This is a genomic window from Streptomyces sp. NPDC059861 (genome assembly GCF_042731435.1).
In the GTDB taxonomy this organism is placed as follows: domain Bacteria; phylum Actinomycetota; class Actinomycetes; order Streptomycetales; family Streptomycetaceae; genus Streptomyces.
This window is the reverse complement of the sequence record NZ_JBHWJQ010000019.1, coordinates 78,758-102,134: the sequence shown is the minus strand read 5'-3', so window position 1 is coordinate 102,134 and position 23,377 is coordinate 78,758. Positions and strand designations below refer to the sequence as shown.

Genomic DNA, 23,377 nt, shown 5'->3' with positions numbered 1-23,377 from the left:
GCGTGGATTGACGCCGGTCGTCAATCGGGGGCGGCGTTGTCGGTGCCGGGGTGCACCATGGCGTCATGAGCGTGAGCATCGACATCGCGGGGCTGCGGCCGGAGAGGGTCGCCGTCGTGCCCTCACCCCTCACCGAGCTCGGCATGGCGCTGCACGCGCTGTCCGAGCCGGGGCACCATCCCGGCCTCCAGGGATGGGTGACCGGCGTGACCGCCGGCCTCGACTCGCATCTGGCCGACCGGATGTGCGAGGCCGACTTCCTGTGGCGGACGACGTTCTCGGACGTTTTCATGCCGTTCGCGGGCGTCCCGGGCCGCGGCACCCTGCCCGGGGCGACGCTCGCCGAGGACATCGACCTGCTGGACAAGCTGTCGGACGAGCAGTTCGCGGACTTGGCGCTTGAGTTCACCTGCGCGCCCGACTACGACATGCCGGGCCCCGGCGTCCTGGCCGACCCGGCGCTGCGCCGCCGCGCGCTGGAGCTCGCGGAGTCACGCGGTCCGCGGCAGGTGCGGTTCACCAGGCGGCTCCTCGACGACCCGCCACGCGTGCGTGCCTGGCTGCGCCAGTTCCTGGAGGAGTGCGACGAGGCGTTCTTCGGCGACGTCTGGGCCAGGGTGCGCCACCCGCTCGCCGCGGACGCGCGGCACAAGACGGATCTGCTGCGGCGCAAGGGCCTCGGCGAGGCGCTGGCCGCCGTGTCCTCGGCCGTGACGCTGGACGAGGACGGCGCCCGGATCACCGTGGACAAGCTGTCCGAGGGGCGTACGACGACCGCCGGCGGCGGTCTGCTGCTGGTGCCGACGAGCCTCGGCTGGCCGCACCTGATGGTGCTGCACCGGTACGGCTGGCAGCCGGTCCTGCACTACCCGGTGGGCTCCCCGGAGCTGGCCTCGCCGCCGTCGGTCGAGCAGCTCACCCTGCGGATGACGGCCCTGTCCCACCCCCTGCGGATGCGTATCTGCCGCCATCTGGCCCGCAGCGCCTTCACCACCGGCGAGCTGGCCACGGCGCACGGCGTGACCGCTCCGGAGATATCCCGGCACCTGGGCGTGCTGAAGAAGGCGGGCCTGATCACCACGCGCCGCCGCGGCCGGTACGTCCTGCACCAGCTGGACGTGACAGTGGTGGCGCGGCTCGGCAGCGACTTCCTGGAGGGGATCCTCAGGTAGCCGTACGCGACCCCGCACAGCCCCGCCCGGCCCCGGCCGGGTCGCCTCAGTCGAACCGGATGTGCCGGATCCCCACCCGCGCCTGCCGCAGCCGGGTGCGCAGCGGCCCCTCGTCGTTGGGCCGCAGGGTCAGCCCGGCGAGGACGGCGATCCGGTCCGCCGTCTTCGGCACGGTCGTGTGGTCGGTCCACAGATGCTCGGCGAACTCCGGCTCCCGCAACCGTTCCAGGCAGTGGTCGAGCTGCCGCACCGCCCAACTCTCACCGTGCCCTCCGGCGTTCCTCCCGGCGACATGCTGAAGCTGGTGCACGACCCCTCGCTCCCGCAGCCGCTCCAGCACGGTCTCGCGTTCGGCGAGGAGCGTGAAGTGCCGTACGTCGTGACCGAGTTCCCGCAGCCGTCCGACGGTCTCCCCGAAGTGACCCGAGTCGGTGACCGTCATCGGGGCGATGACGACACCGTCGTGGCGCGTGAGGGCGAGGTCGAGGACCTCGACAACGCCCTGCCGCCAGGAGACAAGGTCCTGGAAGTCGCCCCGCAGTGCCGGCGGGAGCATGCGGCGCAGACCGAAGCCCACGTGCTCCGGGTCGCAGAGGACGCTGCCGGGCAGCCGGCGCTGTATCTCGTGTGCGGTCTGTGTCTTGCCGCCCCCGAAGGGGCCGTTGATCCACAGGAGCATGCGCAGACCCTACCGACGCCCGCGCGCCCCGGGCAGCCGTGGCCGGTCAGCCGTGGCCGCCGGCCCGCACGAGCCCCGTCTCGTACGCCAGGACGACCACCTGCACCCGGTCCCGCAGCCCCAGCTTGGTGAGGATGCGGCCCACGTGCGTCTTGACGGTCGCCTCGGACAGCACCAGCCGGGCCGCGATCTCACCGTTGGACAGCCCCTGGGCGACCAGCACCATCACCTCGCGCTCCCGGTCGGTGAGCCGCTCCAGCTCCTTGTGCCGGGGCTCCTTGCCGGCGCTGGGCAGCATCGGCGCGAACCGGTCCAGGAGGCGCCGGGTGGTCGACGGGGCCACCACGGCGTCGCCACTGTGCACGGACCGGATGGCGGCGAGCAGTTCGCCGGGCGGCACGTCCTTGAGCATGAAGCCGGAGGCGCCCGCCTTCAGCCCGGAGAAGGCGTACTCGTCCAGGTCGAAGGTGGTCAGGATGAGCACCTTCGGCGGGTTCGGGTCCGCGCAGATCCGGCGGGTGGCCTCCACGCCGTCCAGCTTGGGCATGCGCACGTCCATCAGCACCACGTCGACCTCGGTCGCGCGCAGCACCTGAAGGGCCTCGACGCCGTCGCCCGCCTCGGCCACGACCTCCATGTCCGGTTGCGCGGCGAGCACCATCCGGAACCCGGTGCGCAGCAGCACCTGGTCGTCGACGAGCATCACGCGGATCGTCATGGGGTCCTCTTCCGTGTCCATCTCGAAGGTCGTCGGGTGCGAAGTCGTTCGGGGGCGTGACAGGTGTCAACGGGCGGCGTGCGGATGCGTCAATGCGCCGGTTTGAGCGGCAGCAGCGCACTGATGCGGAATCCTCCGCCGGGGCGGGGGCCCGCGTCCAGGGTGCCGCCGACCATGCCGACGCGCTCGCGCATGCCGATCAGGCCGTGGCCCTGTCCGTCGAGGCCGCCGTCCTCGTACAGCTCGTGCGGGGCGCCCTTGCCGTCGTCCTCGATGAGCAGGCCGAGGCCGTCGTCGAAGTAGACCAGGCGCACGCTGGCGCCCGCGTTGGGCCCGCCGTGCTTGCGCGTGTTGGTGAGCGCCTCCTGCACGATGCGGTAGGCGGTCAGCTCGACGCCGCTGGGCAGCGGGCGCGGCGTGCCCTCGATCTTGAAGTCGACGGGCAGTCCGGAAGCCCGGCACTGCTCGACCAGGTCCTCGATCTGCTCGACGTCGGGCTGCGGCACGTACTCCCCGCCCTCCTGGTGCTCGCCGGTGCGCAGCACGCCGAGCAGGCGGCGCATCTCGGCGAGGGCCTGGCGGCCGGTGGAGGAGATGGTCTCCAGGGCCTTCTTGGCCTGGTCGGGCGCGGCGTCGAGAACGTACGCGGCACCGTCGGCCTGCACCACCATGACGGACACGTTGTGCGCGACGACGTCGTGCAGCTCGCGCGCGATCCGGGCGCGTTCGGCGGCGACCGCGACCTTCGACTGCGCCTCGCGCTCCTTCTCCAGCCGGGCGGCGCGCTCCTCGAGCTGCGCGAAGTAGGCGCGGCGGGTGCGGATCGAGTCGCCGAGCACCCAGGCCAGGGCGAAGGGCACCGTAAGGAAGATCGCCAGCGCGATGTTGCCCGCGACGCTGGTCTGGGGCTCCGGCCAGCGGATCTGCGCGAGCGGTGCCGCGCACAGACCACCGGCCAGGGCGAACCGGGAGGCCCAGCGCTCCCCGATCGCGGCCACGGTGTAGACGATCACCAGCATCGCGAAGTTCGCGGGCAGCCGCCCCACGTCCAGCGCCAGCTGCGCCACCCCCACGGCGGCCGCCAGCACCAGCATCTTCTCCGGCATACGCCGGCGCAGCGCCAGCACCAGGCAGAGCACCAGCGTGATCGGCACGACGAAGGCCGGGAGATCGCTCCGGCTGCTCTCCTCCGTGGTCGCCCCACCCACGACCGAGATCCCGAACAGGACGAGGGCCCAGAAGCCGTCGACCCATGTCGGGTGTCGGCGGAGGAAGTCGTAGAGGCGCTGCACGTAACCCAGCGTAGGGAAGCGTGGTGCCCGCGGGAGTCAACCGGAGGACCGATCCGGATGCGATACGTGTACTCCGCAAGGTGGAGGTTCCGCTCTCCTGTGCGCCTAGCCTTGCCCTGTGAACAGGGGTGCGACGGGCGACGCGACGGACGGTGAAGGGTTGGAGGGGCGGGAGTGGCGGGGGTGGCGCGCGGCCATGGAGGCGGCGCTGTACGGCCCCGACGGCTTCTATCGCAGGCCCGAGGGACCGGCAGGGCACTTCCGTACGTCCGTGCACGCGTCGCCGCTGTTCGCCGGGGCGGTGGCACGGCTGCTGAGCCGGGTCGACGAGGCGCTGGGCCGCCCGGCCTGCCTCGACTTCGTCGACATGGCGGCGGGCCGGGGCGAACTGGTCACCGGGGTGCTGGCCGCGCTGCCCGCCGAACTGGCCGCCCGCACGCGCGCGTACGCCGTGGAGATCGCCGGTCGCCCGGCCGGTCTCGATCACCGCATCGAGTGGCGCGCCGAGTGCCCCGAGGGCGTCTCGGGGCTGCTGTTCGCCAACGAGTGGCTGGACAACGTGCCCGTGGAGGTCGCCGAGGCCGACTCGGCGGGGGTGTGGCGGCTGGTGCTCGTACGGGAGGACGGCATCGAGCGGCTCGGGGAGCCGGTGTCCGGGGCTGCGGCCGAGTGGCTCGCGCGCTGGTGGCCGGGGCCGGCCGAGGAAGGGCTGCGGGCGGAGATCGGGCTTCCGAGGGACACGGCCTGGGCGTCGGTCCTCACGCGCGTCGGGCGGGGGCTGGCGGTCGCCGTGGACTACGCGCACACGGTGGACGCGCGACCGCCCTTCGGCACCCTCACCGGCTTCCGCGAGGGGCGCGGGACGACGCCCGTGCCGGACGGGTCGTGCGACATCACGGCACATGTGGCGCTGGACGCGTGCGCGCTCCCCGGGGGGCGCACACTGACCCAGCGCGACGCTCTGCGCGCCTTGGGGGTGGCGGGCGCACGGCCCCCGATCACGCTGGCCACCACCGACCCCGCGGCCTATCTGCGTGCCCTCACGGTCGCCGGCGAGGCCGCCGAGCTGACGGCGCCGGGCGGGCTGGGCGACTTCGGGTGGCTGGTGCAGCCGGTCGGGATCCCGGACCCGCTCGCCGACTGAACCAGCTCACCGGCCGAAGCCGCTCGCCGATGACCCGCTCGCCGATGACCCGTTCACCGGCTGAGCCGCTCGCCGGCCCGTGCGGGGCCGCCTACTTGTCGATGTCCCCCACCACGAAGAACAACGACCCCAGGATCGCCACCATGTCCGCCACCAGCGTCCCCGGCAGCAGCTCGGTCAGCGCCTGGATGTTGTTGAAGGAGGCCGAGCGCAGCTTGAGCCGGTACGGCGTCTTGTCGCCCTTGCTGACCAGGTAGTAGCCGTTGATGCCGAGCGGGTTCTCGGTCCACGCGTAGGTGTGCCCCTCGGGCGCCTTCAGCACCTTGGGGAGCCGCTGGTTGATCGGCCCCGGCGGCAGCTCGGCGATCCGGTCGAGGCAGGCGTCGGCGAGGTCGAGCGCGTTGTGCGTCTGTTCCAGCAGGCACTCGAACCGGGCCAGGCAGTCGCCCTCGGAGCGCGTCACGACCTTGAGGGTGTCCTGGAGCTCCCCGTAGGCGAGATAGGGCTCGTCACGGCGCAGGTCGAAGTCGACGCCCGAGCCGCGCGCGATCGGGCCGCTCACGCCGTACGCGTGGACGGCCTCCGGCGTGAGGTTCCCGACGTCGCGCGTGCGGCCGCGGAAGATCTCGTTGCCGAGGACCAGGTCGTCGAAGCGGTCCATGCGCGAGCGCACCCCCGAGACCGCGGTACGCGCGCGTGCGGTCCAGCCGGCCGGCACATCCTCCTTGAGGCCGCCGACGCGGTTGAACATGTAGTGCATCCGCCCGCCGGAGACCTCCTCCATGACGTTCTGCAGGACCTCGCGCTCCCGGAAGGCGTAGAAGACCGGGGTGATGCCGCCCAGCTCCAGCGGGTACGAGCCCAGGAACATCAGGTGGTTGAGCACTCGGTTGAGCTCCGCGAGCAGCGTGCGCGTCCACACCGCGCGCGCGGGCACCTCCATGCCGAGCATGCGCTCCACGGCGAGGACGACGCCCAGCTCGTTGGAGAAGGCCGACAGCCAGTCGTGACGGTTGGCGAGCATGATGATCTGGCGGTAGTCCCGCGCCTCGAACAGCTTCTCCGCACCCCGGTGCATGTAGCCGACCACCGGCTCCGCGCTCGTGATGCGCTCACCGTCGAGGAGCAGCCGCAGGCGCAGCACGCCGTGCGTGGACGGATGCTGCGGACCGATGTTGAGCACCATGTCGGTGCTCTCCGCGGCGCCGCCGATTCCGACCGTGGTCTCCGTCGTAGGAGTCATGGACACAGTCTGTCCTACGTAGGCTGGCCGTATGGAGACGGGGAGCCCTGAGGGCGGCGCGGCGGCAGGTCCGGAGGGCGGCGGGTCGATGCGCCCCGCGGACGGGGGGACAACGGCCTCCGCGGACGGCGGGACGGCGGCTCCTGGGCGGGTGGTGACGGCGGAGGCCGAACCGGCCTGGACCGCGCTGCCGCCCGGCCTGCTACGCATGCGACGGCTGTTGCTGGTGGTGTGGATGGGGTTGCTGACGCTGGCCACGGGCCTGCTTCCGGGATTGCTGGCAGGTCCCGCGTGGGCCGCTTTCGCCCTGCTGCCGCTGGCACTCATGGTGTGGGGCTGGTGGCTGATCGAGCGCAACTGGCGCTCCTGGCGGTACGCCGAGCGCGCCGACGACCTGCTGATCAGCCGGGGCGTGCTGTGGCACACCGTGACGGTGGTGCCGTACGGGCGGATGCAGCTGGTCGAGGTGACCTCCGGTCCCGTCGAGCGGCACTTCGGGCTGGCCAGCGTCCAGCTCCACACGGCCGCCGCCGCGACCGACGCGACCATCCCCGGCCTCGACCCGGACGAGGCGGAACGGCTGCGCGACCGGCTCACCGAACTGGGCCAGGCACGATCGGCGGGGCTGTGACGACGCCGGGCACCGACGAGCCGGGCACCCCGGGCACCGACGAGCCGGGCACCGACGGCGAGGTGCGCGACGAAGTGACGGTGACCGAGCGGCGGCTGCACCCGGTCACGCCGTTCCGACGGGCGTGGGCGCCGGTCGCCGTGCTCATCGGGTGGGCGCTGCACGATCCGGACGGGGCGCACCGCCAACTGAGCCGGCTGACGACGACCACGATCCTGACAGCCCTCGCCGTCGTCGTCCCGGCCGCCGCGCTGTACGGCTTCCTCAGCTGGTGGTTCACGCACTTCGCGGTGACCGGGACGGAACTGCGCATCCGCACCGGCCTGCTGTTCCGGCGCACCGCGCACATCCGCCTGGAGCGCATCCAGGCCGTCGACGTCACCAGACCGCTCCTCGCGCGCGTGGCGGGCGTCGCCAAACTCAGACTCGACGTCATAGGCGCCGACAAGAAGGACGAGCTCGCCTACCTGGGCGAGGCGGACGCACGCGCGCTGCGGGCCGAACTCCTCGCGCGTGCCGCCGGTTTCGCCCCCGAGACCGCCCACGAGGTGGGCGAGGCGCCGGAGCAGCGGCTGCTGAACGTGCCGGGTGGGGTGCTGGCCGTCTCGCTGCTGCTGACCGGCGCCACGTGGGCCACGCTGGCCGGCGCGGTCGTCGTACCGACCGTCCTGTGGATCGTCACCCACAACCTGTGGACGGTGGTCGCGACCGCGGTGCCGCTGATCGGCGCGGCGGGCGCGAGCAGCGTGGGCAGGTTCGTCGCCGAGTACGACTGGACGGTGGCCGAGTCGCCGGACGGTATCCGGATCGACCGCGGGCTCCTCGACCGCGCGCACGAGACGGTGCCGCCGGGACGGGTGCAGACCGTGCGGATCGTGGAGCCCTTGCTGTGGCGGCGGCGCGGCTGGATGCGGGTGGAGCTGGACGTGGCCGGCTCGTCCAACTCCCTGCTGCTGCCGGTCGCCCCGCGCGAGATCGCGGAGTCCCTCGTCACGCGCGTGCTGCCCGGCGTGACCGTACCGCCCGCCTCGTCCCTGTCCCGCCCGCTGCGGCACGCGGGCCGGTGCGTGCCGCTGTGGTGGCGCGGCTACGGCTACACCGTCACCGACACGGTGTTCGTGGCCCGGCACGGACTGCTCCGGCGCACCCTCGCGCTCGTACCGCACGCCAAGGTGCAGAGCGTCCGGCAGGCGCAAGGCCCCTGGATGCGGCTCTGGCGGCTCGCGGACGTCCACGTGGACACCGGCGCCGACAAGACCGTGACGGCCCGGCTGCGGGACGCCGAGGAGGCCGCGGGGCTGCTGCGCGCCCAGGCCGAGCGGTCACGGACGGGGCGCAAGGACGCGCGGCCGGACCGGTGGATGACATGAGAACGCCGTGCTCGGCGCCAGCGCGCCCGCACGGCGTTCCGGTAGAGCTGTCCAAAAAGCCGCCGTTTGAACGGGGTTTCAGCTGAGCGGGCTCAGGAAGCCGCGCTGCGCAGCCCCTGCATGTCGATCTGCTCGGTCTCGTCGTGCGCCGTCAGGTCGATCACCTGGCCGACGCCGCGCGACTCCGCGGTCGCGGGCTTGAACTCCGCCTCGGCCTCGGCCTTGTGCAGATCGAGCGCCTCCTGGCCGACCACGTCGGCGAGGTCCTCGTTCTGCACGGCCTCCAGCGCGGCGGACGCCTCGCCCTTCGTACCGAAGAAGTCGAACCCGCCCTCGACCCTGGGCCGGCGCACCGGCGTGGAGGCGGGCACCACGGCCACCGCGGTGGGCACGGTGTAGTGGCCGGAGGGCTGCTGCAGGGGGGCCCGGGGAGTGGCGGCGGCCGCGTGCTCGTGCGCGTCGGCCGCCTCGGCCTTCCCCCGCGCCTCGTCCTCCTGCGCGGCCTCCGCCCCGGCACCACGCTCGGCGTCGGCCGGCACGGGCTCCTTGACGGAGGCCTCCGTCCCGTCGACCGGGTCCTGTTCGGGCTCGGCCTTCCGATCGGCGTCGAAGCGGACCAGCGCGGCCTGCGCCCGCAGAAACAGCCGGGAGCCCTCCGGGGAGAACAGCTTCGCGCCCTCGGGCTTCTCCTCGACGGCCGTCTCTGCGGTGGTGCCGTCGGAGGTGCCGTCGGCGATGTCCTCCGTGGAGTCGGCGGTGTCGTCGGCCTCGGTGGAGGCCTCGGGCGAGACCTCGTTGGAGACCGCGGGCGAGACCTCGTCGGAAGCCCCGGCGGCACCCTCGGTCCCGACCTCGGCGGCGTCCTCCGCCACCGCGCCGGGCGGCAGCGCGCGCGTGGGAACCGCGGCCTCGATCTCCAGCCGGCGGCGGCCCTCCAGGGCGCTCGCCCGCTCGGTCTCGGCGTTGGCGTACCGGCGCAGCAGCGCCGCGTGCTCGTTGCGCAGGCCGGCCAGTTCGGTGCGCTTGGCCCGGAGGCGCTGTTCGAGCTTGCCGCGCAGCTCGCGCGACTCCTCCAGGTCGCTCTCCAGTTCGGCGACACGTTCCTCGTGCCGCCACTCGTCGCTCGCCCGCGCGCGCGTGAGGTCGGCCACCTGCTTGCCGGCCTGGATGTCCCAACGGCGCATGACGACCGCGCCGGCGGCAGCCGTCACCGCGGCGGCGGCAGCCAGCCCACGGAGCAGCGTCTGCTCCGTGAACACCCAGGGGCCGAGAGCGCAGACGAGGGAGACGCCTGCGATCGCCGACGGAGGCAGCAGCCTGTGCAGAGGCGGTGAATGGCGGTGACGTCCACGTGGCATGGCCAGAAACTTACCGCGCGTAGGCGAATCATGGTGCCCCCGGCGGTAAAAACACAGCCACCACACGGCCTTGAAACGGTGCCATCCCGTCTCCCGGAGCCCGCCGCCCCGCGGCCGGGGCACGGCACCACCGCGTGAGCCCGGACCACAGCAACCCCGTGGCCTTTGAAACGGCTTTGCGAAGCGGAGTGAACCTCCCTCTCCGTCCCGCCGTCCTAGAGGGCGCAATGTCGCCGGATGCCCGAATCGGCACTCGGATTCCAACTCTCGCGCAGAACTACGGGATGCGATGTCTGTCAGTGAAGTCGGGGAACCACGGGAAGAGGGGGAAATGCCGTGGCGGTGCCGCCCGCGCGGGCCGCGCCCCGAGGCCGTTCCCCTTCTCGCCGGCAGGGCCTGCGCCCTCGTGGGCCTCGTGGACATCGCCGCGGGGGTCTTCCCGCTCTTGCGGCACAGCCGTACGCACGCGCTCGCCGAGGTGCTGCCCGGCGCGCTCGGCCCCTTCGCGGCCGCGCTCTCGCTCAGCGCCGGCGTGCTGTTGCTGCTGCTCACCCACGGCCTCAAGCGCGGCAGGCGGCGCGCCTGGCGGGCCGCCGTGGTGCTGCTGCCGGCCGGCGCGCTCGCACAGTTCACGTACCGGCACTCCCTGCTCGGCGTGATCGTCTCGCTCGCGCTCCTCGCGTCGCTGCTGCGCCGCCGCGACCGGTTCGCCTCCCTGTCCGACCCGCACAGCCGGTGGCGGGCGCTGGCCAACCTCGTGCTCATGGGCGCCGGTTCGCTCGCCCTGGGCCTGGTCGTCGTCAGTGCCCACCCGCACTGCCTGATCGGCGACCCGTCCCTGGCGGACCGCATCACCCATGTCCTGTACGGCCTGTTCGGCATCGAGGGCCCGGTCGCCTACGCGGGCACCACCTCCCGGACGGTCGCCGTCTCCCTGGGCGCCCTCGGCCTGCTCACCGCCCTCACCACGGTCCACCTCGCCCTGCGCCCCGAGCACCCGGCAGCCCGGCTCACCGAGGACGACGAGGTCAGGCTGCGCACCCTGCTGGAGCGGCACGGCGACCGCGACTCGTCCGGCCACCTCGCGCTGCGCCGCGACAGGGCCGTCGTCTTCTCCCCCAGCGGCAAGGCGGCGGTGACGTACCGCGTGGTCTCCGGGGTGATGCTCGCCGGCGGCGACCCCATCGGTGACGTGGAGGCCTGGCCCGGGGCCATCGAGCGGTTCATGGACGAGGCACGCGCGCACTCGTGGACACCCGCCGTCATGGGCTGTTCCGAGACGGGCGGCGAGGTGTGGATCCGCGAGACCGGACTCGACGCCCTCGAACGGGGTGACGAGGCGGTGGTGGAGGTCGCGGATTTCTCCCTCGCCGGCCGCGCGATGCGCAACGTGCGGCAGATGGTCAGGCGCATCGAACGTGCCGGATACGTGACCCGGGTACGACACGTCCGTGACCTCGGCGAGGCCGAGCGGGACCGGATCCGCCGCGCCACCGGGGACTGGTGCGGCACCGACAGCGAACGGGGCTTCTCCATGGCGCCCGGCCGCGTCGGCGGCCCCGGTGACGGCGACTGCCTGGTGGCCACCGCCCACAGGACGGACGCCGAGCCGGGTCCGTACGGCGATCTGAAGGCCGTCCTGCACTTCGTGCCCTGGGGTGCGGACGGCGTCTCCCTGGACCTGATGCGCCGGGACCGCTCAGCGGACCCGGGCATGAACGAACTGCTCGTCGTGGCCGCGCTGCTGGCGGCGCCGAAGCTCGGCATCGCGCGCGTGTCGCTGGACCTCGCGATGTTCCGCTCGGCGCCGGCACGCGGCGAGAAGACCGGCGCGGGCCCGGTGCCGCGCGCCTGGCGCGGGCTGCTGGTCTTCCTCTCCCACTGGTTCCAGATCGAGTCCCTGCACCGCTTCAGTGGGGGGTTCCAGCCGCGCTGGGAGTCCCGCCTCGCCGTCCACCGCGCCTCCGGGGACCTGCCGCGCATCGGCCTGGCCGCCCCGCGGGCCGAGGGTTCCCTCCACCCCGGCCGTGCCCTGCCCCGCCCGCCGAGGCGCCCGGACACCGCCGCGCGCCCCTGAGCGCACGCCGTCGCCGAACGGGACATTCGCCCGGCCTGACCCGGACAGGCCCGAGCGGGGACCCCGCCCCCTCCGGTCGTGGGGCCGCCGCTCGGGCCGCACCACCCGGCCGGGCTCCCCACCAGGCCAGCCCAGGTGAGGGGCCCGGCCCCAACCTGGGCCTACGCTGAACGTATGAGCAATCACAGCGGGCGCGGGCGGATCGCGGGCCTTCCGGAATGGGACCGCTGCGCGGTCATGGGAGTCGTGAACGTCACCCCCGACTCCTTCTCCGACGGCGGCCGCTGGTTCGACACCACCGCCGCCGTCAAGCACGGCCTCGACCTCGTCACCGAGGGCGCCGACCTCGTCGACGTCGGCGGCGAGTCCACCCGCCCCGGCGCCACCCGGGTCGACGAGGCCGAGGAGCTCCGCCGCGTCGTCCCCGTCGTCCGCGGCCTCGCCTCCGAAGGCGTCACCATCTCCGTCGACACCATGCGCGCGTCCGTCGCCGAACAGGCCCTCGCCGCCGGCGCCGCCCTCGTCAACGACGTCAGCGGCGGCCTCGCCGACCCCGCGATGATCCCCGTCGTGGCGCGGACCGGCGCCCCCTTCGTCGTCATGCACTGGCGCGGCTTCCTGGAGGGCGGCAACGTCAGGGGCGTGTACGACGACGTCGTCACCGAGGTCACCGACGAACTGCACGCGCGCGTGGAGGCCGTCCTGGAGGGCGGCGTCGCCCCCGACCGGATCGTGATCGACCCCGGTCTCGGCTTCTCCAAGGGGGCCGAGCACGACCTCACCCTGCTCGCCCACCTCGACCGGCTGCGCACCCTCGGCCACCCCCTGCTCGTCGCCGCGTCCCGCAAGCGGTTCCTCGGCCGCGTACTGGCGGGCCCCGAGGGCGCCCCACCCCCGGCACGGGAACGCGACGCCGCGACGGCCGCCGTCTCCGCGCTGGCGGCGCACGCCGGCGCGTGGGCCGTACGCGTCCACGAGGTCCGCGCCACCGCGGACGCGGTACGCGTCGCACGCGCCGTGGAAGGAGCCCGGTGACCGCTCCGCACACCGACGTCGAAGAGGTCGAACTCGCCAACACGGCCTTCTACGAGACACTGGAGCGCGGCGACTTCGAGGAACTGTCCACGCTCTGGCTCACCCCTTCCGACCTGGGCGTCGACGAGACCTACCACGACCCGGCGGACAGCGGAGTGGTCTCCTGCGTGCACCCCGGCTGGCCGGTGCTGACCGGCCGCGGCGAGGTGCTCCGGTCGTACGCCCTGATCATGGCGAACACCGAGTACATCCAGTTCTTCCTGACCGACGTGCACGTCTCCGTCACCGGCGACACCGCCCTGGTGACCTGCACGGAGAACATCCTCAGCGGTGGCCCCGCCCCCGAGGACGGTGACGGCCCCGGGCCCCTCGTCGGCCAGCTGGTGGTCGCCACCAACGTGTTCCGGCGCACACCCGACGGCTGGAAGCTCTGGTCGCACCACGCCTCGCCCGTGCTGACCGAGAACGGGGAGGACGAGGAGGACGAGTCGACCGCCTGAGTGGGTAGGCGCCCGCCAGCGCCCCGGCCGGAACCGGACGGGCCCGAAGGGACCAAGAAGTGGTTGGAATCACGAACCCGGGGTATGGGCGGCTACCAGCCCGTGAGCCGCCGGATTCCCCAGGGGAAACACACGATGAAACCTCCCGGCCCCCGCCGGGGCCCCTGCCCCGGTGTCCCGGGGCTGTCGGTGTCCGCAGGTAGATTCGTTCGAGGCCGGTGTGCCGCCCGCACACGGTACGCACCGGTCTCACCCGACGATTGCAGGAGTGATTCGCGTGGATCGTGTCGCGCTGCGCGGCCTGAAGGCCCGCGGGCACCACGGTGTGTTCCCCAGGGAGCGCGAGGAGGGCCAGACCTTCATCGTGGACCTCGTCCTCGGCCTGGACACCCGGCCGGCCGCCGCCGACGACGACCTGGCGAAGACCGTGCACTACGGCGTCGTGGCCGAGGAGGTCGTGGCCGTCGTCGAGGGCGAGCCCGTCAACCTCATCGAGACGCTCGCCGAGCGCATCGCCCAGGCCTGTCTGAAGCACGAGGGGGTCCAGGAGGTCGAGGTCAACGTCCACAAACCGGACGCACCGATCACGGTCCCCTTCGACGACGTGACCGTCACCATCATCCGGAGCCGAGTATGACTGCCTCGTTCACAGAGGGTCACAGCGACCCGACCGTACAGCCGGTACCCGCCTCCGTCGTCGAGAGGGTCGACGCCGCCGACACCACCCTGCACAACCCCGAACGGGCCGTGATCTCCATCGGCTCCAACCTCGGCAACCGCCTGGAGACCCTCCAGGGCGCCATCGACGCCCTGGAGGACACCCCGGGCGTGCGCATCAAGGCCGTCTCCCCCGTCTACGAGACCGAGCCGTGGGGCGTCCAGCCCGGCAGCCAGCCCGCGTACTTCAACGCGGTCGTGGTCCTGAAGACCACCCTGCCCCCGTCCTCGCTCCTGGAGCGGGCGCACGCGGTCGAGGAGGCCTTCCACCGGATCCGCGACGAGCACTGGGGCCCGCGCACGCTCGACGTCGACATCGTGTCCTACGCCGAAGTCGTCTCCGACGACCCACTGCTCACGCTCCCCCACCCCCGCGCCCACGAACGCGCCTTCGTCCTCGCCCCCTGGCACGACGTGGACCCCGACGCCCAGCTGCCCGGCCGCGGCCCCGTCGCCGAGCTGCTCGGCGCCGTCACCCACGAAGGCGTGGCCGCTCGCGCGGACCTGGAACTCCGGCTGCCCGAGTAGTCGTTAAGGTCGAGACGACCACAGTCCGGGGGATCCGGGGAACCGAAGGGACACCGTGAGAGAGCTGCGCATCAGGGTGCTGGCCGGCGTCTTCGTCGTCGCAGGCATCCTGTCCTGGGCGGGCGCCCGCCTCTGGAACTCGATCGGCACGCTCCCGAGCGTCCCCCTCGCCGCCCCCGTCGTCCTGGCCCTGATCGCCGCGGTGCTGCTCGCCACGGCGCTCTCGCTGCGCGCCCGGCTCAGGGCCCAGCGCGAGCGCCGTCCCGGCGCCAAGGGGGTCGACCCGCTGATGGCGGCCCGCGCGGTCGTCTTCGGCCAGGCCAGCGCCCTGGTGGCCGCCCTGGTCGCCGGAATGTACGGCGGCGCGGGGGTCTTCCTGCTGGAGTCCCTGGACATCCCGGTCCGCCGCGACCAGGCCATCTACGCCGGCTGCTCGGTGGTCGCGGGCATCGCCGTCATCGCGGCCGCGATCTTCCTGGAGAAGATCTGCAAACTCCCGGAGGACGACGACCACAACGGCCCAGGCACGGCCCCGTCCGCTTGAAGGGCCCTTGCTCACCAAGGCTGACGGGCCAGGTGACCGACAATCGGATCAGCGCGCCAGTATCAGGCTCATGGCCTCGGCTCGGGTCGTGGAGTCGCGAAGCTGGCCACGCACCGCCGACGTCGTGGTCTTGGCGCCCGGCTTGCGAATACCGCGCACCGACATGCACATGTGCTCCGCCTCGATGACCACGATCACTCCTCGGGCCTCGAGGATTCGCATGAGCGAGTCGGCGATCTGAGTGGTGAGTCGTTCCTGCACCTGCAGACGACGGGCGAACACCTCAACCAGCCGCGCGAGCTTCGACAGGCCCGTGATCTTGCCGGTCTCCGCGGGGATGTACCCGACGTGGGCCACACCGTGGAACGGCAACATGTGGTGTTCGCAGAGACTCACGATTTCGATGTCCTTGACCAGGACCATCTCGTCGTGGCCGAGATCGAAGGTGGTCGTCAGGACGTCCTCGGGCTGCTGGTTATGACCGGCCAGGAGCTCCCGATACGCCCGCGCCACCCGCGCCGGTGTCTCCCTGAGGCCCTCGCGGTCCGGGTCCTCGCCGACCGCGATCAGGAGTTCGCGTACGGCGTTCTCGGCGCGCTTCTCGTCGAACTCGCCGATCGTGCCCTCGCCGTCCAGCGTCACGGGGTCGGTCATGTGGTGCCTCGTTCCTGTGCCTGACGCGTACCTGGACGCGTCCCAACTGTGCGCATACGTCGATGCCGCGCCACCCAGGCTAGAACCTGGGTGGCGCGGCATCCATTCCGGGCCTTGCCGGGGGCGCCGGGGGCGGCCCTGGGATCAGGCTTCGGGACGATCCTCCGGGGCGGCCGGCTCAGCCGCGGGGGCGGGCTCCGCCACCGCGCTCTTCGCGGTGATCGCCGCCGTCGCGCCGTTGGCGCCGTTCGTCAGTGCGAGCTCCTTCGGGGAGAGCACCGGCGGACGGGTGGACGGCGTACGGCGGGAGGAGCCGGTCCACGCGGGACGTGGCGGCCGCTTGACGATCGGCGCGAAGATCTCGGCGATCTCCTCCTTGCCCAGGGTCTCCTTCTCCAGGAGCGCCAGGACCAGGTTGTCGAGGACATCGCGGTTCTCGACGAGCATCTCCCACGCCTCGTTGTGCGCGGTCTCGATGAGCTTCTTGACCTCTTCGTCGACGAGCGCCGCGACCTCCTCGGAGTAGTCGCGCTGGTGAGACATCTCACGGCCGAGGAACGGCTCGCTGTTGTCGCCACCGAACTTGATCGCGCCCAGACGCTCCGTCATGCCGTACTGCGTGACCATCGCGCGGGCCAGGTTGGTGGCCTTCTCGATGTCGTTGGCGGCACCGGTGGTCGGGTCGTGGAAGACCAGTTCCTCGGCCGCCCGGCCGCCCAGCATGTAGGCGAGCTGGTCGAGCATCTCGTTGCGCGTGGTCGAGTACCTGTCCTCGTCCGGCAGCACCATCGTGTAGCCGAGGGCGCGGCCGCGGGACAGGATCGTGATCTTGTGGACCGGGTCGGAGTTCGGTGAGGCCGCCGCGACCAGGGCGTGTCCGCCCTCGTGGTACGCGGTGATCTTCTTTTCCTTGTCCGACATGATCCGGGTCCGCTTCTGCGGGCCCGCCACGACGCGGTCGATGGCCTCGTCGAGCATCTTGTTGTCGACGAGCTTCTGGTCACTGCGGGCCGTCAGCAGGGCGGCCTCGTTCAGCACGTTCGCCAGGTCGGCGCCGGTCATGCCGGGCGTACGACGGGCGACGGCCGACAGGTCGACGTCGTGCGCGACCGGCTTGCCCTTCTGGTGGACCTTGAGGATCTCCAGCCGGCCCTGCATGTCCGGGCGGTCGACGGCGATCTGCCGGTCGAAGCGGCCGGGGCGCAGCAGCGCCGGGTCGAGGATGTCGGGCCGGTTCGTCGCGGCGATGAGGATCACGCCGCCCTTGACGTCGAAGCCGTCCATCTCGACGAGCAGCTGGTTCAGCGTCTGCTCGCGCTCGTCGTGACCGCCGCCCAGGCCGGCGCCGCGGTGGCGGCCGACCGCGTCGATCTCGTCGACGAAGACGATCGCCGGGGCGTTCGCCTTGGCCTGCTCGAACAGGTCACGGACTCGGGAGGCACCGACACCGACGAACATCTCGACGAAGTCGGAACCGGAGATCGAGTAGAAGGGCACGCCCGCCTCGCCGGCGACGGCGCGCGCGAGCAGCGTCTTGCCGGTGCCGGGCGGGCCGTACAGCAGCACGCCCTTGGGGATCTTGGCGCCGACGGCCTGGAACTTGGCCGGCTCCTGCAGGAACTCCTTGATCTCCTGGAGTTCCTCGACCGCCTCGTCGGCACCCGCGACGTCGGTGAACGTCGTCTTGGGGGTGTCCTTGGTGATGAGCTTGGCCTTCGACTTGCCGAAGTTCATCACTCGGGAGCCGCCGCCCTGCATCTGATTCATCAGGAACAGGAAGACGACGACGATGAGGACGAAGGGCAGCAGGGACAGCAGGATGCTGACGAACGCGTTCTGCTTGGTCGGCGAGACCGTGTATCCGTCGGGGATCTGCTTGTTCTGGTACTTGTCCTGCAGCGTGTTGGCGAGGTTGGCGCCCTGGTCGCCGATGTAGCTCGCCTGGATCTTGGAGCTGTCCTCGATCTTTTGGCCGTCCTTGAGCGTGACCTTGATGGTCTGCTCGTCGCCGGTGGTCAGCTTGGCTGCTTCGACCTTGTTGTCATTGATCGCCTGGACGACCTGGCCGGTGTCCACCGTCTTGTAGCCCCCGGACGAGCCGACGACCTGCATCAACACGACCACGGCAAGGACGGCCAGCACGATCCACATGACCGGCCCACGGAAGTATCGCTTCACGTCCATCCATACGGAGCGGTGTCGCCCCGTCCCTCCTGCCATAGTGAGTTTGATAAGACAGTTCTTCTGACGGTACCCCAGCATTGTTGCCCGAAGCCGCACGGGACGGCTGGCGAACCCGTCTGCATGCTCCAACGGCGCGAGGGCCGCCGGGGTTCCCGATCGTCCTACAAGGCTTGGGCCGTCTGGCTCAGCCGCCGTAGACGTGGGGCGCGAGCGTACCGACGAACGGGAGGTTGCGGTACTTCTCGGCGTAGTCGAGGCCGTAGCCCACGACGAACTCGTTGGGGATGTCGAAGCCGACCCACTCCACGTCGATGGCGACCTTCGCGGCGTCGGGCTTGCGCAGCAGGGTGCACACCTTGAGGGTCGCGGGCTCGCGCGAGCCGAGGTTCGACAGCAGCCAGGACAGGGTCAGGCCGGAGTCGATGATGTCCTCGACGATCAGGACGTGCTTGCCCTTGATGTCGGTGTCGAGGTCCTTGAGGATCCGCACCACACCGGAGGACTGGGTGCCCGCGCCGTACGACGACACGGCCATCCAGTCCATGGTGACGGGGGTGGACAGCGCCCTCGCCAGGTCGGCCATGACCATGACCGCGCCCTTGAGCACTCCGACGATCAGCAGGTCCTTGCCCGCGTATTCCGCGTCGATCTTCGCGGCCAGCTCAGCCAGCTTCGCGTCGATCTCTTCCTTGGTGATGAGCACCTGCTGAAGGTCGGCACCCATGTCTTTCGCGTCCACCCGCATCACTTTCGGTCGTCCCACCGGCCGTCTCCGGACGTCCCGGCCGCGTGAGCGGCATTCGTGGGACCGCGTGCACGGTCCGGTGGGAGTGTCCCGGATTCAGCCTTGCCGAATCACCAGTCTGCCACCCTGCCGCCGGGCGACGACTTTGCCCGGGAGGTTGATGGCTCCCTGGCCGCGCCAGCCGGTGATCAGGCGGTCGACTTCCTCGATGTGACGGGCGAACAGCGAACCGGCCGGCGCACCGGCCTCGATGGCGGCCCGGCGCAGGATCCGGCGGCGTACCGCGGGCGGCAGGGCGTACAGCTTGGCGCACTCCAGACCGCCGGCGGCGTCGCGGACGGAGCCCTCGGCCTGGCTGGCCCAGGTGTCGAGGGCGTCGGCGTCGTCGCGGGAGAGCTGGGCCGTCCGGGCGAGCGCCTCGACGACGCCCTTGCCGAGGGCCTTCTCCAGCGCGGGCAGTCCCTCGTGCCGCAGCCGCGATCTGGTGTACGCCGGATCAGCGTTGTGCGGGTCGTCCCAGACGGGCAGGGACTGGACCATGCAGGCCTTGCGCGCGGTCTGCCGGTCGAGCTGGAGGAAGGGCCGCCGGTAACGGCCGTCGGCCCCCGAGACCGCGGCCATTCCGGACAGGGAGCGGATGCCGGAGCCACGGGCGAGGCCGAGCAGGACGGTTTCGGCCTGGTCGTCGCGGGTGTGGCCGAGCAGGACGGCGGCGGCACGGTGGCGTACGGCGGCGGCGTCGAGGGCGGCGTACCGGGCGTCGCGGGCGGCGGCTTCGGGGCCGCCGTCGCGGCCGACGCGCACGGCGGTGGCCTCGACCGGGTCCAGGCCGAGTTCGCGCAGCCGCAGCACGACCTCCTCGGCCCGCAGCCCGGAACCCGGCTGCAGGCCGTGGTCGACGGTGACGCCGCCCGCGCGCATGCCGAGTTTGGGGGCCTCGAAGGCCAGCGCGGAGGCCAGCGCCATGGAGTCGGCGCCGCCGGAGCACGCCACGAGCACGAGCGGCGAGGGGGGACGCTCGTGGTGATCGGCGGGGTGAGGGGTGGAGGTGTACTCGGTGAGGATGTCGTGGAGGACGCGGCGGACCGCCAGGCGTATCGCCGCGACCGCAGGATGGGGACCCATTGTCCGGTTCCCTTCATGAAGTTTTTCGGGGGTGAGCCCGAGCTCGGTCACTCAGAGTGTGTAGATGGTGACAGAACCGGGCCGTTCCCCGAGCATTGCACGCCTACCCATGGCTCACGGTCCCTCGGACGGGTGATTGAAGGGGCGTTCGCCTGCCGTCGGCCGGATCCGGTTCACGACGTCTCACCCCAGGTTCAGGTCTCGCTCCTGCGCTGCACCCGCGTGATCCAGTCCGCCGGTTTGGCGATCTCCGCCTTGGTGGGGAGGGTGTTCGGGGAGGTCCAGACCCGGTTGAAGCCGTCCATGCCCACCTCGTCGACCACGGCTCGTACGAAGCGCTCGCCGTCCCGGTACTGCTTGAGCTTGGCGTCCAGGCCCAGCAGTTTGCGCAGGGCGAGGTCCAGGCGGGAGGCGCCCTTGGCGCGGCGCTGCTGGAACTTCTCGCGGATCTCCCCGACGGTCCGTACGACGTCGGGGCCGACGCCGTCCATCACGAAGTCGGCGTGGCCCTCCAGGAGGGACATCACGGCGGTGAGCCGGCCGAGGATCTCCCGCTGGGCGGGGGTCTGCACCAGCTCGACCAGCGAGCGGCCGCCGTCGTCCTCCTCGCCCTCCGGGCGGCCTCCGGCGAGCGTCTGGGCGGCCTCGCGGACGCGTTCGAGGACGGTCATGGGGTCGACGTCGGTCTCCGCCAAGAACGACTGGATTTCACCCTCGAGGTGGTCTCGCAGCCACGGCACGGCGGAGAACTGGGTGCGGTGTGTCTCCTCGTGGAGGCATACCCAGAGGCGGAAGTCGTGCGGTTCCACGTCGAGTTCGCGCTCGACGTGGACGATGTTCGGCGCGACGAGCAGCAGCCTGCCGCCGCCGTTCGCGCCGGCCGGGAGGTCGCGGGTGGCGGGGGCGAAGGTCTCGTACTGGCCGAGGACGCGGGAGGACAGGAACGACAGCAGCATCCCCAGCTCCACGCCGGTGACCTTGCCGCCGACGGCACCGAGGACCGCGCCGCCGGCCGTGTTGCCGCGCCGCTCCTGCATCTTGCCGAGCAGGGGCTTGAGGAGTTCCCGGAACCCGGCGACGTTGGCCCGGACCCAGCCGGGGCGGTCGACCACGAGGACGGGGGTGTCGTGGATCTCCTCGGTGCCCATCCGGGTGAAGCCCCGGACGTGCCCCTCCGAGACCTTCGCGTGTCGGCGGAGCTCCGCGACGACGGCCCGGGCCTCGTCGCGGCTCACCTCTGGGCCCGGCCGCACGAGCCGGGTCGCGGTCGCGACCGCGAGGTTCCAGTCGACCATCCCGGAAGAAGCACCGATGCTCGTCATGCGTCAACGGTACGTGAGCGGCACCACTTCGGGCAGGGCGTGGCGGCCGGTGCCCCGGCCGCGGGCACCGGCTCAGCGGATCGTCGTCAGGGCCGTCGCGGCCCGGTCCAGGGCCGTTCGGGCCGCCGTGACCTCGTAGCCACCCGACGTCAGGAAGGCGAAGCCGAGGACATGGCCGTCCCGGGTGACGGCCGTCCCGGCGAGGGTGTTCACGCCGTTGAGGCTGCCGGTCTTGGCGCGCACGATGCCGGCCGCGCCGTCGGCGTACCGGCTGGTCAGGGTGCCCGTGAAGCCGGCCACCGGGAGGCCTGTGAGGGCGGGGCGCAGTTCGGGGCGGGATGGGTCGGCGGCCTTCAGCAGCAGGCGGGACAGCAGGTTCGCGGTGAGCCTTCCGTCGCGGTCGAGGCCGCTGCCGTCCTTGAAGCGGGCGCCCTTCAACGGCAGGCCCAGCTTCTTCAGCTGGGCCTGGATCGCGCGTCCGGCCCCGGCGAAGTCGGCGCGCAGGCCGGTCGCGACGGCGGTGTGGCGGGCGAGGGCCTCTGCGATGTCGTTGTCGCTTTCGGTCATCATCCGCTCGACCAGGGCGGACAGCGGCGGTGACTGGACCTTGGCGAGGGGCTGGGCCCGCTTGGTGGCCTTGGAGGGGCCCGGCGACGTCGTCCGGATGCCGTGCTCGTTCAGGAACTGCGCGAACTTCCGGGTGGCGTCCGCCGCCGGGCCGGGGATCCGCTTCACCGGCGGCCCGCTGGTCGAGGCGTCGACGCGGGCCTCGTCGGCCATCAGTGCCGTGACGGCGGCGAGGTTGTCGTTGACCCCGATGGGGTGAAGTTCGGGCCCGGCGTACAGGGTCGTGTCGTACGACAGCGTCACCTGGCGCACCTTGCGTTCCTTCAGGGCGGCCGCGGTCCCGGCGGCCAGGGTGCGCAGGCTCGCCTGGCCGGCACTGTCCCTGCGGGCCGAGAGGGTGGGGTCGCCGCCACCGACGAGGACGAGTTCCTTGGTGTCGGGCTCGTAGACGGCGCGGGTGGTCAGGCGGTGGTCGGGGCCCAGGGCGGACAGCGCGGCGACCGCGGTGGCGATCTTCGTGGTGGAGGCGGGCGTGAGCGCCTCGTCGGGGCCGCTGCCGTAGAGCCGCTTGCCGGTGGCCAGGTCGACCACCACGGCGGTACGGCGGTCGCCGAGCGCGGGGTCGGCCAGCAGGGGGTCGAGGACGCCGGCGAGGGCCCGGCCGTTCGGCGAGGATCTGACGACGTTCGTGGCGCTGCCGAGGCCGGTCAGGACCGAGGCCGCGCTGGGGGCGGGCTTCGGCGCGCCCGCCATGCCGGAGCCACCGCGGTGATCTGTGCCACCCGCGTCCCGGTGGGCGGCGGCCCGGTCCCGCTCCGCCGTACGCTGGCCTGAGGAGTCCCAGGGCCCCGCGGCCGTCACCACACCGGCGGCCAGCGCGAGGCCCGCGGTGGCGGCGACCGCGGTGTACGGCCACGGGCTCGCCCCCATCACCCTCCCGACCTGCGGTTTCGCGGCCGAAGCCCACCGGGTGCCCCGGGGTGCGGTGGCCGCGCGGGCCCGGGCGAGACGGGGACGGACGGCGTTCGCGATCCGCGCCACATGCGGTCTCGCGGCCCGCCAAGGCCTCAACTCGGGCACGACCACCAGCCCCTTTCGCGATCACATAGCTGCGTGAGGGACACTTAACCACCAGAACTATGTGCTGATCATGGAGGAGCCACCGGTGGAGTTCGACGTCACGATCGAGATTCCGAAGGGTTCGCGGAACAAGTACGAGGTGGACCACGAGACCGGTCGGATCCGCCTGGACCGCCGCCTGTTCACGTCGACCAGCTACCCGGCTGACTACGGCTTCGTCGAGAACACGCTCGGCGAGGACGGGGACCCGCTGGACGCGCTGGTCATCCTGGACGAGCCGACGTTCCCCGGCTGCCTCATCCAGTGCCGTGCGATCGGCATGTTCCGGATGACCGACGAGGCCGGCGGTGACGACAAGCTGCTCTGCGTGCCTGCCCACGACCCGCGCGTGGAGCACCTGCGCGACATCCACCACGTGTCCGAGTTCGACCGCCTGGAGATCCAGCACTTCTTCGAGGTGTACAAGGACCTGGAGCCCGGCAAGTCCGTCGAGGGCGCCAACTGGGTGGGCCGGACCGAGGCCGAGGCGGAGATCGAGCGGTCCTACAAGCGTGCCGAGGAGCAGGGCGGTCACTGAGTCCGCGCGTTCCGGGTAGACGGGGCGCACGCGTACGCGTGCGGCCCGTACGCGTGTCTGTGGGCATAAAGAGGGCTGTTGGGTGTGTCGTACAGGGTTCGCAGGCCGGTGACGG

At 72.0% G+C, this 23,377-nt stretch carries 22 protein-coding genes; 11 read left to right on the top strand and 11 right to left on the bottom strand.

What is annotated here, in order from left to right:
- Positions 1-65 precede the first annotated feature (65 nt).
- On the top strand, positions 66-1,172 hold the full coding sequence (locus tag ACFV6X_RS18750; protein ID WP_385384720.1) for a DUF5937 family protein: 1,107 nt from the start codon (positions 66-68) through the stop codon (positions 1,170-1,172).
- 46 nt (positions 1,173-1,218) lie between these two features.
- Here the strand turns inward: ACFV6X_RS18750 and ACFV6X_RS18745 are convergent, their stop codons facing one another.
- From ACFV6X_RS18745 to ACFV6X_RS18735, 3 genes are all read right to left on the bottom strand, one after another.
- Complete coding sequence (locus ACFV6X_RS18745) at positions 1,219-1,851, bottom strand: AAA family ATPase (RefSeq protein ID WP_385384718.1); 633 nt, start codon at positions 1,849-1,851, stop codon at positions 1,219-1,221.
- Between the two features lie 46 nt (positions 1,852-1,897).
- Complete coding sequence (locus ACFV6X_RS18740) at positions 1,898-2,569, bottom strand: response regulator transcription factor (protein WP_365454377.1); 672 nt, start codon at positions 2,567-2,569, stop codon at positions 1,898-1,900.
- A gap of 89 nt (positions 2,570-2,658) precedes the next feature.
- Positions 2,659-3,861, bottom strand: coding sequence for a sensor histidine kinase (locus ACFV6X_RS18735; protein WP_385384715.1), 1,203 nt, complete (start codon positions 3,859-3,861; stop codon positions 2,659-2,661).
- A 196-nt stretch (positions 3,862-4,057) separates the two neighbouring features.
- Between ACFV6X_RS18735 and ACFV6X_RS18730 the strand changes: the two genes are divergently transcribed.
- The gene (locus ACFV6X_RS18730; RefSeq protein ID WP_385384796.1) at positions 4,058-5,005 is read left to right on the top strand and encodes an SAM-dependent methyltransferase; all 948 of its coding nucleotides are present in this window, start codon (positions 4,058-4,060) and stop codon (positions 5,003-5,005) included.
- Positions 5,006-5,096: 91 nt separating this feature from the next.
- Here the strand turns inward: ACFV6X_RS18730 and ACFV6X_RS18725 are convergent, their stop codons facing one another.
- Positions 5,097-6,248 (bottom strand): NADH-quinone oxidoreductase subunit D, encoded by a 1,152-nt coding sequence (locus ACFV6X_RS18725; protein ID WP_385384712.1) that lies wholly within the window; start codon positions 6,246-6,248, stop codon positions 5,097-5,099.
- 31 nt (positions 6,249-6,279) lie between these two features.
- On the opposite strand from ACFV6X_RS18725, the gene ACFV6X_RS18720 reads away from it, so the two are divergent.
- On the top strand, positions 6,280-6,879 hold the full coding sequence (locus tag ACFV6X_RS18720; RefSeq protein WP_385384709.1) for a PH domain-containing protein: 600 nt from the start codon (positions 6,280-6,282) through the stop codon (positions 6,877-6,879).
- Positions 6,876-8,249: a PH domain-containing protein gene (locus ACFV6X_RS18715; RefSeq protein WP_385384707.1), complete on the top strand. Its 1,374-nt coding sequence runs from the start codon at positions 6,876-6,878 to the stop codon at positions 8,247-8,249. Before ACFV6X_RS18720 ends, ACFV6X_RS18715 begins: the two co-directional genes overlap by 4 nt.
- Before the next feature lie 92 nt (positions 8,250-8,341).
- Here ACFV6X_RS18715 and ACFV6X_RS18710 read toward each other — a convergent pair whose 3' ends face one another.
- Positions 8,342-9,607 carry a hypothetical protein gene (locus tag ACFV6X_RS18710; RefSeq protein ID WP_385384704.1) on the bottom strand — a complete coding sequence of 422 codons (1,266 nt, stop codon included), beginning with the start codon at positions 9,605-9,607 and terminating at the stop codon, positions 8,342-8,344.
- Between the two features lie 331 nt (positions 9,608-9,938).
- Here ACFV6X_RS18710 and ACFV6X_RS18705 point away from each other — a divergent pair, with 331 nt between their 5' ends.
- From ACFV6X_RS18705 to ACFV6X_RS18680, 6 genes are all read left to right on the top strand, one after another.
- Positions 9,939-11,684 carry a phosphatidylglycerol lysyltransferase domain-containing protein gene (locus ACFV6X_RS18705; protein WP_385384701.1) on the top strand — a complete coding sequence of 582 codons (1,746 nt, stop codon included), beginning with the start codon at positions 9,939-9,941 and terminating at the stop codon, positions 11,682-11,684.
- Between the two features lie 174 nt (positions 11,685-11,858).
- Positions 11,859-12,719, top strand: a complete 861-nt coding sequence (gene folP / locus ACFV6X_RS18700; RefSeq protein WP_385384698.1) for a dihydropteroate synthase — start codon at positions 11,859-11,861, stop codon at positions 12,717-12,719.
- Complete coding sequence (locus tag ACFV6X_RS18695) at positions 12,716-13,219, top strand: nuclear transport factor 2 family protein (protein ID WP_365454350.1); 504 nt, start codon at positions 12,716-12,718, stop codon at positions 13,217-13,219. Before folP ends, ACFV6X_RS18695 begins: the two co-directional genes overlap by 4 nt.
- 277 nt (positions 13,220-13,496) lie before the next feature.
- Positions 13,497-13,856, top strand: a complete 360-nt coding sequence (folB, locus tag ACFV6X_RS18690) for a dihydroneopterin aldolase (protein WP_365454353.1) — start codon at positions 13,497-13,499, stop codon at positions 13,854-13,856.
- On the top strand, positions 13,853-14,464 hold the full coding sequence (folK, locus tag ACFV6X_RS18685; RefSeq protein ID WP_385384694.1) for a 2-amino-4-hydroxy-6-hydroxymethyldihydropteridine diphosphokinase: 612 nt from the start codon (positions 13,853-13,855) through the stop codon (positions 14,462-14,464). The genes folB and folK overlap by 4 nt, the downstream gene beginning before the upstream one ends.
- A gap of 55 nt (positions 14,465-14,519) precedes the next feature.
- Positions 14,520-15,008 carry a DUF3180 domain-containing protein gene (locus tag ACFV6X_RS18680; protein ID WP_385384691.1) on the top strand — a complete coding sequence of 163 codons (489 nt, stop codon included), beginning with the start codon at positions 14,520-14,522 and terminating at the stop codon, positions 15,006-15,008.
- A gap of 48 nt (positions 15,009-15,056) precedes the next feature.
- Here ACFV6X_RS18680 and folE read toward each other — a convergent pair whose 3' ends face one another.
- The 6 genes from folE to dacB form a co-directional block, all read right to left on the bottom strand.
- Positions 15,057-15,662: a GTP cyclohydrolase I FolE gene (gene folE / locus ACFV6X_RS18675; RefSeq protein ID WP_385384689.1), complete on the bottom strand. Its 606-nt coding sequence runs from the start codon at positions 15,660-15,662 to the stop codon at positions 15,057-15,059.
- A 144-nt stretch (positions 15,663-15,806) separates the two neighbouring features.
- Positions 15,807-17,846 carry an ATP-dependent zinc metalloprotease FtsH gene (gene ftsH / locus ACFV6X_RS18670; RefSeq protein ID WP_385384686.1) on the bottom strand — a complete coding sequence of 680 codons (2,040 nt, stop codon included), beginning with the start codon at positions 17,844-17,846 and terminating at the stop codon, positions 15,807-15,809.
- A gap of 184 nt (positions 17,847-18,030) precedes the next feature.
- A complete protein-coding gene (gene hpt, locus ACFV6X_RS18665; RefSeq protein WP_365454386.1) occupies positions 18,031-18,591 on the bottom strand; it encodes a hypoxanthine phosphoribosyltransferase in 561 nt (186 codons plus the stop codon).
- 96 nt (positions 18,592-18,687) lie between these two features.
- Complete coding sequence (gene tilS, locus ACFV6X_RS18660) at positions 18,688-19,716, bottom strand: tRNA lysidine(34) synthetase TilS (RefSeq protein WP_385384683.1); 1,029 nt, start codon at positions 19,714-19,716, stop codon at positions 18,688-18,690.
- A gap of 194 nt (positions 19,717-19,910) precedes the next feature.
- Positions 19,911-21,038 carry a zinc-dependent metalloprotease gene (locus ACFV6X_RS18655; RefSeq protein ID WP_385384680.1) on the bottom strand — a complete coding sequence of 376 codons (1,128 nt, stop codon included), beginning with the start codon at positions 21,036-21,038 and terminating at the stop codon, positions 19,911-19,913.
- 72 nt (positions 21,039-21,110) lie between these two features.
- Positions 21,111-22,535, bottom strand: coding sequence for a D-alanyl-D-alanine carboxypeptidase/D-alanyl-D-alanine-endopeptidase (gene dacB / locus ACFV6X_RS18650; protein ID WP_385384677.1), 1,425 nt, complete (start codon positions 22,533-22,535; stop codon positions 21,111-21,113).
- Positions 22,536-22,770: 235 nt separating this feature from the next.
- Here dacB and ACFV6X_RS18645 point away from each other — a divergent pair, with 235 nt between their 5' ends.
- Positions 22,771-23,262, top strand: coding sequence for an inorganic diphosphatase (locus ACFV6X_RS18645; protein WP_365454389.1), 492 nt, complete (start codon positions 22,771-22,773; stop codon positions 23,260-23,262).
- Positions 23,263-23,377: the final 115 nt, after the last annotated feature.